The sequence below is a fragment of the Paraburkholderia sp. genome (genome assembly GCF_036488505.1).
Classification (GTDB): domain Bacteria; phylum Pseudomonadota; class Gammaproteobacteria; order Burkholderiales; family Burkholderiaceae; genus Paraburkholderia.
Genome location: NZ_DASXHN010000004.1, coordinates 1 through 12,690, shown reverse-complemented (window position 1 = coordinate 12,690; position 12,690 = coordinate 1). Strand labels below are relative to the sequence as shown.

The window sequence follows — 12,690 nt, the reverse complement described above, 5'->3', positions numbered from 1 at the left end:
CTGGCGAGCCACTTGATTACCGCCAGATTTTCGAGCTCTGCCCTATCGCCTGCGCTGTTCTGGATCAGCGCATCATCGTCGATTGCAACGAGCTGTTCGCGAGCATCTGGCGAGGAACGCGCGCCGAGATAATCGGGCTGTCGTTCGCGGTGCTTTACGCTGGCGAGAGCGACTTCGATACGCGGGGAAAGAAGATTGGTCCAATACTCGCGAAGCGCGGCAGCTACTCCGACAACTGGCTGATGAAGCGGCTGAATGGAGAGATGTTCTGGAGCCATGTAAGCGGGACGACCGTCGACAGGCGCGCCCCGTATGCCCGCGCAATCTGGACATTTTTAGATTTGTCGGTTGAACCGCAAATGGTGTCGGCCATACGCGCTTCGCTCACGCCGCGCGAGCGGGAAATCGCCATGCTGCTGCTCGAGGGTTGCAGCAGCAAGGAAATCGCACGACGGCTGGAGATCAGTCCACGAACCGTGCATGTTCATCGTGCGAGCTTGCTGCGCAAATACTCGGTCAGCAACACGGCCGACCTGTGCAAGAACCTGTTGACGCTTTGAAGCTTCGCCGCGAACCGAAGAGATGCCTCGACCACCACGGTCAGATCAGCCCGGCACCTACGCGTCGATATCGGACGGCCGCTGCACTATCGGCGCCAACGCGTCGCCGATATGCTCCGCTTGCGCGGGCGTGATCATTCTGTACAGCAGTTTCGAAAACCGCGGCTGCGTGACGCCCGACACGATGTAATGCCAGCGATATGCGTCGAGCAATGCCGCACTTTTCAGTCACCGATCGCTTTGGCGTCTGGCTCCCGTTTCGCTTGCCCGCGCATCAGCAGGAGCAGCGCGATAAGCACAACGACTATCGTCAAGCCGACAAACAGCAGCGTCGCGCGTTCGATGCCGGCGAGCTGCACCGCGATACCCAACCCAATCACAGGTAGTGAGATCGCCACATACAGTACGACGAAAAAGCTCGACGTGACTTCCGCTCGCCGGTGCGCGGGCGTCGTCGACGCGATCTCGCCCAGGCCGGCGCGGAAGCTGATGCCTTGTCCGATTCCTGCCACGGCGGTGCCGAGCAAAAGCAGGCCGAGCGAGCGTTCGGGCACGCACACGCCGATACACGCCAGTCCGACGACCAGTCCAATGCACCCGGCCGCTTGCCGCCAACGGGCAGCAATCAGTGTCTGCACGGTCTGCCCCACAGCGGAGCAGGCGAACAACAGGAAAACGATCGAGCCGATGACGATGCCACTGTGAAAGCCGAGCACGACTCGAATCAGTTGAGGAGCGACCGCCGCAAAGAAACCCACGACGACGAAACCGGCAAACCCCGCTAGCGCGGCAGGAATGAACGCACGGCGGACCTCCACGGGAAGCGAAATTCTCTGGATGCCGAGCTTCACTCGCGCGGGAATCGCGGCGGTCTCCTGGACACCCAGTACGGCGAGTGCGGCGACGCCGACCAGCGCCAGGTGCACCGCATACGGCAACTGCGTGGGCCACGGAAATAGTTCGACGAGGATGCCGCTTAGCAAAGGACCGCAACCCAGTCCGAGCATATTGGAGGCGGTAGCCGCGAGCATGGCCTTGCCGCGCCATGCGGGCGGCGCGAGTTCGATCACGGCGACCGTCGCGGTTCCTGTAAAGATGCCGGCAGAAACGCCCGATAGCAGGCGGCCGAGCATCAGAAGCGCCAACCCGTCACTGCACAGGAATGTCAGCGCCGATGCGGCCGACGCACACAGGCCTGCGAGCAGCATGCGACGACGACCTAGCTGATCGGACCAGTTGCCGACCAGCAGCAGCGCGCCCAGCACGCCGATTGCATAGGCGGCGTAAATCACGGTGATGACCGTCGGTGTAAAACCATACTGCTGCTGGTAATACCGATAGATTGCCGTCGGCAGCGTTGTGCCCATCATGTTGATCGCGAACGCCAACGCGACAGCCAGAAATGCGATCGGGGATTGCGGTGCGCCAGAAACTGCTTTCATCAAATGCCCCAACGGTTGCTCGAAGACTGCGCGCAATTATGGGCAATTTCTCACAGCTCTGCTGAACGCATCACGACGGCGGTAAGCGTCGACTTCACGTGACGGCGGCTGCGCCAGGCGATGGAGCGACGCACCGCTCTCGCGAATAGAAAGGAATAGAAAGTCGACCCGTGCCCGACTGTCGGTTCTCCTTTGCGAGTTGCCGCGCGTTGCCGTGCGCGTGAGCGCCGTCGTAGCAATTAGTTTCCTCGGGGAAAGTATGAAACCGTCAGGTGCCTTCTTGTGATCGGCGGATGCGGCTGAAATAATCAGCTCGCCTGCCCGTCCGATGGGCACGTTGCCATTTGTCGGATCGCATTCCACCCGGACGCGCTGCTGATGTAGTGCTTCGATTTGAGAGCTTCACATGACTATTGAAACAATCGCAATTGAAGGTTTATCGACCCCTGTGTCACGCGTCGGCCTCGGTACGTGGGCCATTGGCGGATGGATGTGGGGCGGCACCGACGAGAAAGAGTCGATTGCGGTGATCCGCCGGGCGCTCGACAGCGGCGTCAATCTGATCGACACCGCGCCGGTGTACGGTTTCGGTGCGTCGGAGGAGATCGTTGGCAAAGCGCTCGCCGACGGGTATCGGCACAAGGCGGTCATCGCAACCAAGGTCGCACTGGAATGGCAAGACGGCGCGGTATTTCGCAATTCGTCGGCGGAGCGCATTCGTCAGGAAGTAGAGGACACGCTGAGGCGCTTGCGAACGGATTACATCGATCTGTATCAGGTCCACTGGCCCGACCCGCTGGTGCCGATCGAAGAGACCGCTGCGGTGCTCGACGATCTGCGCAAAGAGGGCAAGGTGCGAGCGCTAGGCGTCAGTAACTTCTCGCCGGCGCAAATGGATGCATTCAGGCGCGTGGCGCCGCTGTCCACCACACAGCCGCCGTATAACCTGTTCGAGCGAGACATCGACCGTGACGTGCTGCCGTACGCAAAACAGCACGGGCTCGTCGCGCTTGCCTATGGGGCGCTGTGCCGCGGACTGCTGGCGGGGCGAATCGGCGTCGAGACCCGCTTCGAGGGCGACGACCTGCGTCAGCGCGATCCGAAGTTCCGCGAGCCGCGCCGCGAGCAATATGTGGCGGCCGTGAAAGCGCTGAACGTGTTCGCGCGCGATAACTTCGACAAGTCGGTGCTCGCGCTGGCGGTGCGCTGGGTGCTCGATCGCGGCCCGACGATCGCGCTGTGGGGCGCACGTCGTCCGGCGCAACTGGACGGGATCGAAGAGGTGTTCGGCTGGCGCCTCGACGAGAAGGCGTTCAAACAGATCGACACGATTGTCGCGACCTTCGTCACAGATCCTGTCGGGCCGGAGTTCATGGCGCCGCCGCAACGCGTGCTCGCGGCGTGAGAGGGAGCATTGAATGAGAACCCCTCGACGCACCTTCATGATTCAATCGATCGGGGCGGCTGCGCTTGCGATCGCCGGGCGCTCCGTCTCGGCGGCGCCCTCGCAGCTTCAGGAAAGCGATCCCGCTGCGCAGGCGCTCGGGTACCAGGCCGATGCGACCCACGTCGACCCCACGAAGTATCCGCATTTCAGCAAGGGCCAGCGCTGCGGGAACTGCCAGTTCTACCAGGGTAAGCCAGCCGACGCCAACGCGCTGTGCGCGCTGTTCGGCGCAAAGCAGGTGAGTGGCGCCGGATGGTGCAAGGCGTATCAGGCAAGAGCATGAACGGCGTGCGCAGGTGAGTCGACCACGAGGCAGCGCCGGCGGCCGTGGCGTACGTCGATAACAAGGAGTGAACGGATGGAACTGATTGTGAATGGCGTGCATCACAAGGTCGAAGCTGCTGGGAACATGCCGCTGCTGTGGGCGGTGCGGGACCTGTTGGGACTACATGGCACCAAGTTCGGTTGCGGCGTGGGCGCATGCGGCGCGTGCACCGTCCATGTGGATGGCGTGGCAGTGCGCTCGTGCGTCACGTCGCTCGCGGATGTACAGGGCAAGTCCGTGACGACAATCGAAGGACTGGGCGAAGGCGGCGAACATCGGGTGCAGCGAGCGTGGAAAGCCGCGAACGTGCCGCAGTGCGGCTACTGTCAGCCCGGCCAGATGATGCAGGCTGCGTCACTGCTCAAACAGACGCCGAAGCCGACCGACGAGCAGATCGTCGAAGCGATGTCCGGCAATGTCTGCCGCTGCGGCACCTATCAACGCATCAAGGTTGCCATCAAGGCGGCGGCGGAGCAGGCGTCATGAGCGGGATCGTCAATTTGAGCCGGCGCCGGATACTGAAGGGCACCTTGGCGGGCGGCGTGGTGCTGGGTCTGCAGGTCGGCGGCGCGCGCGTCGCGTTTGCGGCGGCCCCGCTCGCCTCGGCAAACGAAATCAAAACCGTGTTCGAGCCGAACGTCTATGTGTCCGTTGCGCCGTCTGGCGAGATCGTGCTGGTCGTGCATCGCTCGGAGATGGGTACTGGCATCCGTACCAGTCTCGCGATGATTCTCGCGGACGAACTCGATGCCGACTGGAACACGGTGAAGGTCGTCCAGGCGCAAGGCGATGCGAAGTACGGCGACCAGAATACTGATGGCTCGCGGAGCATCCGCCAGTTCTTCCAGCCGTTGCGCGAGGCGGGCGGCTCCGCGCGGCAAATGCTGATCGCGGCGGCTGCTGCGCAGTGGCGCGTGAGCCCGACCAGTTGCCGGACGGAACCCGGGCATGTGGTGCATATCGCGAGCGGGCGGCGCGTGTCATACGGTGCGGTCGCGCAGGCGGCGGCGCGTCAGCCGGTGCCGGCCCGTGACACGCTGAAGCTGAAGAACGAGGACACGTGGCGCTATATCGGCAAGTCCCTGCCAATCGTCGATCTCGACGACATCGTTCATGGCCGCGCGACTTACGGTATCGATGTGGTGTTGCCCGGGATGACGTACGCGTCGATCGAACGTTCGCCCGTGTACGGTGCGACGCTGAAAAGCGTGGACTCGACGGAAGCGCTGAAGGTGGCAGGCGTGCTGCACGTCGTGCGCATTGCTTCAGCGCCGCTGCCCGCCGGCTTCCGCCCGCTCGGCGGCGTCGCGGTGATCGCGACCAGCACCTGGGCCGCGCTGCAAGGGCGGCAGAAGCTGAAGCTCGATTGGGACCTGGGGCCGAACGGCACGTACGATAGCCAGGCGTACCGCAAGGCGCTCGAAGACACTGCGCGGCAGCCTGGGAAACTCGTGCGCAATAACGGCGATACCGCCGGCGCGTTGAAGAATGCCGCACAACATGTGTCCGCAGACTACTACGTGCCGCATATGGCGCATGCGGCGATGGAGCCGCTGGCTGCAACTGCATCGTTTGCGAACGGCGCAGTCGACGTCTGGACCGCCACGCAGAATCCGCAGCAAGCACGCACGACCGTCGCGCAGGTACTCGGGATCCAGGAGCAGGCCGTGACAATCAATGTCACGTTGCTCGGCGGCGGCTTCGGTCGCAAGTCGAAGCCGGACTACGTGGCCGAAGCCGCGTACCTGGCGCGCGAGGTGGGCGCACCCGTCAAGCTGACGTGGACCCGTGAGGACGACATACGCAACGACTACTTCCATGCCGTGTGCGCGCAGCACATGGAAGGCGGCCTCGATGCGCACGGCAACACGATCGCATGGTTGCACCGGAGCGTGTTTCCGTCGATCGGTTCCACCTTCGCTGCGAACGTGATTTATGGGTCGGCCGGCGAACTCGGTCAGGGTGTGACCGACATGCCCTATGAAATCGCCAATGTGCAGTGCGAGAACGGAGCGGCGCCCGCGCATACGCGTATCGGCTGGTATCGGTCGGTGTACAACATTCCGCACGGCTTCGCAGCGGGCTCGTTCGTCGATGAACTCGCCGTTGCGGCGCGACAGGATCCTGTGCAGCATCTGCTCGCGCTGCTGGGCACGCCGCGTCATGTCGATCTGCATGCGCTGGGAGTCGATTACCCGAACTACGGCGCGTCGATCGACGAGTACCCAATCGATACCGCACGCTATGCCGCCGTGGTCCGCGCGGCCGCGGTGCGTTCGAACTGGACTGCGGCGTTGCCCGCTGGCCACGGGCACGGGATCGCGGTACATCGCAGCTTTTTGTCGTACGTTGCGGCGGTCGCGCAGGTGCAGGTCGCCGACGACGGCTCGGTGCGCGTGACGCGTGTCGATCTGGCGGTCGACTGCGGACGTATCGTCAATCCCGACCGCGTGATTGCGCAGTTCGAGGGCGCCGTGGTGATGGCTCTCGGCAATACGCTATACAGCGAACTGACGTTTAGCCAGGGCGCGGCCGAGCAATCGAATTTCACCGACTATCGGGTCGCCCGCATCGACTCGGTGCCGGAAACCCATGTCTACATCGTGCCGAGCGCTGCGCCGCCCGGCGGCGTTGGCGAACCGGGTGTGCCGCCGACAATGGCGGCGATCTGCAACGCGATCTTCAATGCAACAGGAACGCGGATTCGGGCGTTGCCGGTAGATAGCGCGCTGTTGAAGCGGGCGTGAGCCGCATGGGTCGGCCTCGGCTGTGCGCGTCTCGCGATCACTCGAACTGCCGCCGGTCGAGGCGACACGAACTTGCGGCTCAGCGGCGAGGTCTCACTGTGTCGCGCCGACGCGGCGTAGCGCTTGCTCTACAGCGGGATTGCGCTGAGCCATCGCCATTTGCAATGCCGTGCCGCCGCGCGCGTCGACATGATTCACGTTGGCGCCGTGTGCGACGAGCACCGGGATCATATCGAACCGGCCGAATAGCGCCGCAAACGACAATGCCGTTTCGCCCGCGTTGTTGGTTTGATCGATGTCGCAGTGCGTGTCGAGCAACATCGTGGCAATGTTCGTCTCGCCTTTGAACAGCGCCCCCATCAGAGCCGTATTTCCATGCCGGTCGGCCGCGCAGGCGTTGGCGCCTGCAGCGAGGAGGGCCGTCAAGGTCTCGGGATGATTGTCGTAGGCGCTGAGGATCAGCGCGGTATAGCCTTCGGGCGTCGTTGCCTCGAGCGGGAAATGGGCCGCGATCAACGCCTGAACAATATCGGTGCGTCCCGCACGCGCCGCGGCAAACCAGTCTTCGGTGTAACGCGGCGTGTCGGTCACGGCCGAATACGTTCGCGGCTGATACACGTGCTGCGCGCAACTCGCTGTGAACAGTGCGGTCAGGGTGATGACCGCCGCGGTCCGAACAAGGCGCCGGGCAGCAAAAGAGCATCGCATTCTGTCCTCCTGCGAAAGCATGTCTGTTCAGCGGGGAACCTGCTCGCGCAGGTTCCCCTTTCCTCTTAGTTGTCGCTCAGTTGTGCCGCCGCATTCTTTACACGCGTGACATCGGCATGAGTCGCACGCGCGAGGCGGGTACCGTAGTCGGCATCAGCCTTGTAAAAGTACGAGAGCATCGAGTACTTGTTCGCGTCGTTGGTTACGCGGCCCAGGTCGCCCGACAGCGCTGTGATCAGGTCTGTCTTGTCGGTTTCGGACAGCGTGCGGTAATACTCGCCGGCCTGACGGAAGTCGAGTGTCTTGTGAATCGCTCTTTGCTGAGTCGTACCATTCAGCGGTGTCTGCACGGACTTGTACTGGTCCTGTTGAGCGATTTCTCCGGTGCTGGACGGCTCATAGTTGACTTCGCCCTTTCGATCGTCCTCGTTCATGAGCCCGTCCTGGTTGTTGTTGTGAACCGCGACGACCGGCCGGTTGATCGGCAACTGGTTGTAGTTCGGGCCAAGGCGGTACATCTGTGTGTCGGCATAGGCGAACAGGCGGCCCTGCAACATCCGATCCTCAGAAGGTTCAATCCCCGGCACGAGGCGTGACGGTGCGAATGCCGATTCTTCCGTGGACTCGAAATAATTATTTGGAACGCGGTTGAGCGTCATCGTGCCGACCTTCTGCTCGGGGATCGACGACGGCCATACCTTCGTGTCGTCCAGCGGATCGAAATCGAACTTGTCCAGATCGCTCGGCGAGAGCACCTGGATGTAAAGGTCCCATTGCGGATATGCATGCGCGTTGACCGCGTTGTACAGGTCATCGGTCATCAGATTCCAGTCGGCGCCGATCGAATGCGGGATATCGTGCGGGCGTATGCCCTTGATACCCTGACGGCTCTTCCAGTGGAACTTCACGTAGTGAACCTCGCCTTTCGCGTTGACGAACTTGAACGCGTGCACACCGTAGCCGTCCATGTGGCGGTATGAATCCGGCATGCCCTCGTCCGTGTAGAGGTGCGTGAGCATGTTGGTTGCTTCCGGCGAATGGGCGAAAAAGTCGAACGCCAGATTCGGATCTTGCACGCCGGTCACAGCCGACGGTTTGTTCGCGTGCACGAAGTCAGGAAACTTGATCGCGTCCCGGATAAAGAAGACCGGCCAGTTGATGCCGACCATGTCCCAGTTCCCTTGCTGCGTGTAGAACTTGATCGCAAAACCCCGCGGGTCTCGCGCCTGCTCGGGCGAGCCGCGATAGCCCATCACCGTCGAGAACCGGACGAAGACGGGCGTCTTCGATCCAGGCGTGAACACCTGGGCAGAGGTCAGCGAGCTGATGTCAGCAGTCGGCACGAACTCGCCAAAGATGCCTGTGCCACGCGCGTGCACGACGCGTTCGGGGATGCGCTCCCGGTCGAAACGCTGCAGTTTCTCGATGAGATGAGAGTCCTGCAAAAGGACCGGACCTTCGGGGCCCGCGGTCTGGGAATTCTGATTGTCGCCGACTGGCGACCCGCTATCCTGGGTCATATCCGCCGCATGCGCCATTTGGGCAAGCGCAATTGCCGAGACGATCGAGAAAATGCTTGCGGCAATCTGTGTCTTCTTTAGTTTCACGTTGTATTCCTGGGTTAAATGGGCGGCCGGAGAAATCCTATGGCTCACACGTTTTACTATCCAATTTCTTTTTTCTATAGTTTCGATAGTCGACTATAAATTTGGAAAATTAAGGTAATTGGAAGATGACAATTAACACTGCACGTGCAGTGCCGCGCACGGGGTCTGCGCAGCCAATCCGTATGGGCCACTGATCGCGATGTGAGGAGGCAGGCGGTGCGTTTCGCGCAGTTAGAAATTAACTATTTCATTTTTCACTGTTGCTAATTTATTTATTAATAACGCCTTCGTGCATCGACACTGTTGCCGGTATTCACCGTCGTTTCGACTGGAGAAAATTAATTGCGAGATATCAGGGTTCTAGGAAACAAACAGATGGGCGATTTAACATGCATATTCTGATTGGTGCAGGGCATGCCATCGAAGTCGACTACGCTGCCATACGATGTCTGCCGGTCTCCGCTGGGACTGCGCGATTGCGACTGTGTCGCGCAACCGGTTAGCACGAGCAAGGCACCGCATAGGACGAGGTTGCGGGTTCCTCGGATCGACAGCGGCAGACGCGTGCGACAGCAAATGTTCACGAGAGCTCCCGACGGTTGAACAAACGTTTGCGCTCCGAGGGATGGCGACAGCTTCCCTGAGTGCTGGAGAGGGTATTTTCTTGTTGCGCGACTGATTAGGAGGTGGCGGGAAGATGTCAATTTAGACATCTTGGCAACGCGCGCAGGGAATGCGCCGTGGGCGCGCACCGAAGGCGGACGCGGCGCGAGCGCGCCGTCATGCGCCGGTCAGCTCACCGAAGTTGCCGAGAGACAGGATCCCGCTTGATTGCGCGCAACGGTGAGTCAGGACCTCACGCGGTCGCGGCAGGAAAGTAAAGCGTGAAGGTGGTCGAGCCGGCGCGGCTCACGACGTCGACTCGGCCACGATGCAATTCCATGATGGATCGCACGATGGCAAGGCCCAGCCCCATGTTCTTCGCCGACCCTTGCCGCGCAGAATTGACACGGTAAAAGCGGTCGAAGATCTTGCCGACATGCTCTGGCGGGATGGTTTGGCCCGTGTTCGTGACTTCCACGGCCACATACTCGTCCGACCGGTAGGCGCGCAGCGCGACCTCGGATTCGGCGTCGGCATGCGCAAGCGCGTTCGATATCAGATTGCTGAGCGCGCGTCGAAGCATCGACGGGTCGGCGCGAACCTGGATTGCGCCGTCGAGGGAGAAATGCACGCCCCTATTGTCGGCCACGCCTTCAAAGTACGACGTGAGCTTTGCGAACTCTTCGTGGCAATCGAGTACGCCTAGCCGAAGCAGTCCCTTTGAATGATCCGCTCGTGCGAGGAACAGCATCGTCTCGATCATCCGTTGAAGGCGCTGGCATTCTTCGATGTTCGAGTCGATAAGCGCTTCGTATTCCTCGGTGGAGCGCTTCCGCGAAAGAGTGATTTCCGATGCGCTGATCATATTGGCGAGCGGAGTGCGCATATCGTGCGCCAGATCGGAGGAGAACTGCGAGAGCCGCGCAAATGCGCGTTCAAGCCTGTCGAGCATCCGGTTGACCGGACCCGCGATGTCACGCAGTTCGACGGGACCACCGCTGATATCGAGACGCTCACCGAGATTGTGGGCTTCGATGCGAGAAATTCGCTGGCCGATGGCCTTGACCGGCGATAAGCCCCGCTTTGCAATCGCGTAGCCAAGCAGACCCATCAACGCTGAACCACCGAGGATCACGAGCCATACGTCGCCTTGGTACTCGCGAAGGACAGAGTAGCGTTCCTTCGCTTCATGGGCGAGTACAACGCGTATCGATTCTCCTGAAGGTAACTTTTCGTCGCCGAATATGCAGCGCGAAGGTCCGATGGACGGGGGAGAGCATGAATAAGGCTGTTGTTGCGCGGAATTGCCCGCCGCAACCGACCACAACCGCTGATCGCGCCGGTCGAAGTCGGCCAATACCCTTCCTTGCCCATCCACTATCGCGAATGAGATTGCGGGATGCGCGAGCAATTCCTCGCGAAACAGCGCGCTATTGCTGGCGATTGACTCCGCCGAGCCGTATTGGCGGGCTGCCGCGAGGAACTCGTCCAGCTTGACTGAAATCTCGGTGTCGTCGCGGTCTGTCAGTTGGCTCGAGAGCGAATGATAGAGCAGGCCGCCGGCCATCGACAGCACCAATATGGCGACGATAGTAAAAGCGAGACTCAGACGCCTGAGCAGCGAGTACGCCCCGTCCGCGGCAGTCATGATCGCTCTTCCATCACATAGCCCATGCCACGGACCGTATGGAGCAGTTTCTTCTCGAAAGGGTTGTCGATCTTTGTGCGCAAACGTCTGACCGCCACCTCAACGACGTTCGTGTCGCTGTCGAAGTTCATGTCCCAGACGTGTGACGTGACGACCGTGCGCGTGACCACTTCACCCTGCCTCTCGGCGAGAAGTTTCACCAGCGTGAATTCTTGCGCAGTCAGGTCGATGCGGACGTTACCGCGCCGCACACGGCGCCGCAGCACGTCGATTTCCATGTCGCCAACACGCAGCACGGTGTCGACCGATTGAATAGGTCTGCGCAGTACGGCGCGAATGCGCGCAAGAAATTCAGAGTAAACAAATGGCTTCGCCAGGTAATCGTCTGCGCCGGCTTCAAGTCCGGCGACTTTGTCTTCAACTGCATCGCGCGCCGTCAACAGCAGTACGGGCGTGCGCTTTTGTGCTCGCAAGCGCCTGAGCACCTCGAATCCGTCGAGGCCGGGGAGCATAACGTCGAGAACGATGAGATCGTAGTCGTCATGGAGCGCGAGGAACAAACCGTCGTTGCCATCGCTAGAGACATCGACGATGAAGCTTGCCTCCGTCAGGCCTTTGCGAAGGTAGGAGGCCATCTTCGGTTCGTCTTCGACGATAAGGATACGCATGATGAAAAACCTTTCGCACAGCTAGTCGTGCATCGAATGCAGATAGTACATGGCGAAAATTGCATCCGTGCGGCGCAGCGCGGTGAGGCAGAGTCGATTGGGCGGCGTGCGATACGTCTAAACATAGCGCCGCGCAGCGCGGCGACGTAATCCGGCCGGCGATAGAAGCGGCAGGGTCACGTGCAGCAGCTTCCTCCGTAAGTCGAACGAAGGGAAATTGAAAGGACGCGGATATTGTGCGGCACGCAGCGACACCTCGGCGATAACTCCATCTAGTGTTGAGTCGCGTCGAGTACGACAAATGATGCAGGGTCCGTATCCCGCCGCGGCCGAATGAAAATTACCGTGACGAGCACAGCCCCCACGCAGAAGCCGGCCAACGCGAGGAGCCCGTCTGCATAGCTATTGGACGACGTCTTGAAAACGCCCACGAGATAGGGCCCGGCGAAACCGCCCAGGTTGCCGATCGAGTTGATGAAAGCGATTCCGCCGGCAACGGCCGGGCCGCGCAAATATGAGGCCGGCAACGTCCAGAACGGACCCTTGCAACCAAAGATGCCGGTTGCCGCGACGCTCAGCGCGACGATCGACCAGACGGACGCCCCGAGGACACTGGCGGCGACCAACCCGGCAGCGGCCAATACCATCGTGCCGGCGAGAAACCAGCGTCGTTCGTTGAATCGATCGGACAGGTTGCCGATTACCAGCATGCCGATGCAACCGGCGATATACGGTATCGATGTGATCAGGCCAACCGCGACGGTGCTGTAGCCTTGCTGCTTGATGATCTGTGGCAAGAAAAACGACAACCCAAGGTTCGCACCCGTCGCGCAGAAATAGATGAAGGCAAGCAGGATCACAGTCGGGTTCAGCAAGGCCTTGCCCAACCCGGAGATTTTGCCGCTGGAGCCTGGCGCGGCGTCATCGGCGGCGAG

Annotated in this window: 12 protein-coding genes; 5 read left to right on the top strand and 7 right to left on the bottom strand. The window is 61.2% G+C overall.

The genetic code is table 11. The annotated features are described in order from the left end of the window. Window positions 1–560: PAS and helix-turn-helix domain-containing protein (locus tag VGH68_RS00265; RefSeq protein WP_331601506.1), on the top strand; the 560-nt coding region annotated here is incomplete at its 5' end. A 57-nt stretch (window positions 561–617) separates the two neighbouring features. Here VGH68_RS00265 and VGH68_RS00260 read toward each other — a convergent pair. Further along, the gene (locus VGH68_RS00260; RefSeq protein WP_331601505.1) at window positions 618–773 is read right to left on the bottom strand and encodes a hypothetical protein; all 156 of its coding nucleotides are present in this window, start codon (window positions 771–773) and stop codon (window positions 618–620) included. A gap of 11 nt (window positions 774–784) precedes the next feature. Further along, on the bottom strand, window positions 785–2,002 hold the full coding sequence (locus VGH68_RS00255) for an MFS transporter (protein WP_331601504.1): 1,218 nt from the start codon (window positions 2,000–2,002) through the stop codon (window positions 785–787). A 406-nt stretch (window positions 2,003–2,408) separates the two neighbouring features. Between VGH68_RS00255 and VGH68_RS00250 the strand changes: the two genes are divergently transcribed. The 4 genes from VGH68_RS00250 (at window position 2,409) to VGH68_RS00235 (ending at window position 6,521) form a co-directional block, all read left to right on the top strand. Beyond that, window positions 2,409–3,407 (top strand): aldo/keto reductase, encoded by a 999-nt coding sequence (locus tag VGH68_RS00250; protein ID WP_331601503.1) that lies wholly within the window; start codon window positions 2,409–2,411, stop codon window positions 3,405–3,407. A 13-nt stretch (window positions 3,408–3,420) separates the two neighbouring features. Then, window positions 3,421–3,732, top strand: a complete 312-nt coding sequence (locus VGH68_RS00245; RefSeq protein WP_331601502.1) for a high-potential iron-sulfur protein — start codon at window positions 3,421–3,423, stop codon at window positions 3,730–3,732. Between the two features lie 75 nt (window positions 3,733–3,807). Continuing rightward, entirely contained in the window at window positions 3,808–4,260 is a 453-nt protein-coding gene (locus VGH68_RS00240; protein WP_331601501.1) for a (2Fe-2S)-binding protein, read from the top strand. Continuing rightward, window positions 4,257–6,521, top strand: coding sequence for a xanthine dehydrogenase family protein molybdopterin-binding subunit (locus tag VGH68_RS00235; protein WP_331601500.1), 2,265 nt, complete (start codon window positions 4,257–4,259; stop codon window positions 6,519–6,521). The genes VGH68_RS00240 and VGH68_RS00235 overlap by 4 nt, the downstream gene beginning before the upstream one ends. 93 nt (window positions 6,522–6,614) lie before the next feature. Here VGH68_RS00235 and VGH68_RS00230 read toward each other — a convergent pair whose 3' ends face one another. The 5 genes from VGH68_RS00230 to VGH68_RS00210 all read right to left on the bottom strand — a co-directional run. Continuing rightward, window positions 6,615–7,229 carry an ankyrin repeat domain-containing protein gene (locus VGH68_RS00230; RefSeq protein ID WP_331601508.1) on the bottom strand — a complete coding sequence of 205 codons (615 nt, stop codon included), beginning with the start codon at window positions 7,227–7,229 and terminating at the stop codon, window positions 6,615–6,617. Window positions 7,230–7,294: 65 nt separating this feature from the next. After that, window positions 7,295–8,767: a catalase gene (locus VGH68_RS00225; RefSeq protein ID WP_331601507.1), complete on the bottom strand. Its 1,473-nt coding sequence runs from the start codon at window positions 8,765–8,767 to the stop codon at window positions 7,295–7,297. Window positions 8,768–9,692: 925 nt separating this feature from the next. Further along, window positions 9,693–11,087 carry a heavy metal sensor histidine kinase gene (locus VGH68_RS00220; protein ID WP_331601499.1) on the bottom strand — a complete coding sequence of 465 codons (1,395 nt, stop codon included), beginning with the start codon at window positions 11,085–11,087 and terminating at the stop codon, window positions 9,693–9,695. Continuing rightward, entirely contained in the window at window positions 11,084–11,755 is a 672-nt protein-coding gene (locus tag VGH68_RS00215) for a heavy metal response regulator transcription factor (RefSeq protein ID WP_331601498.1), read from the bottom strand. The genes VGH68_RS00220 and VGH68_RS00215 overlap by 4 nt, the downstream gene beginning before the upstream one ends. A gap of 272 nt (window positions 11,756–12,027) precedes the next feature. After that, on the bottom strand, window positions 12,028–12,690 hold a 663-nt coding region (locus VGH68_RS00210), incomplete at its 5' end, for an MFS transporter (RefSeq protein ID WP_331601497.1).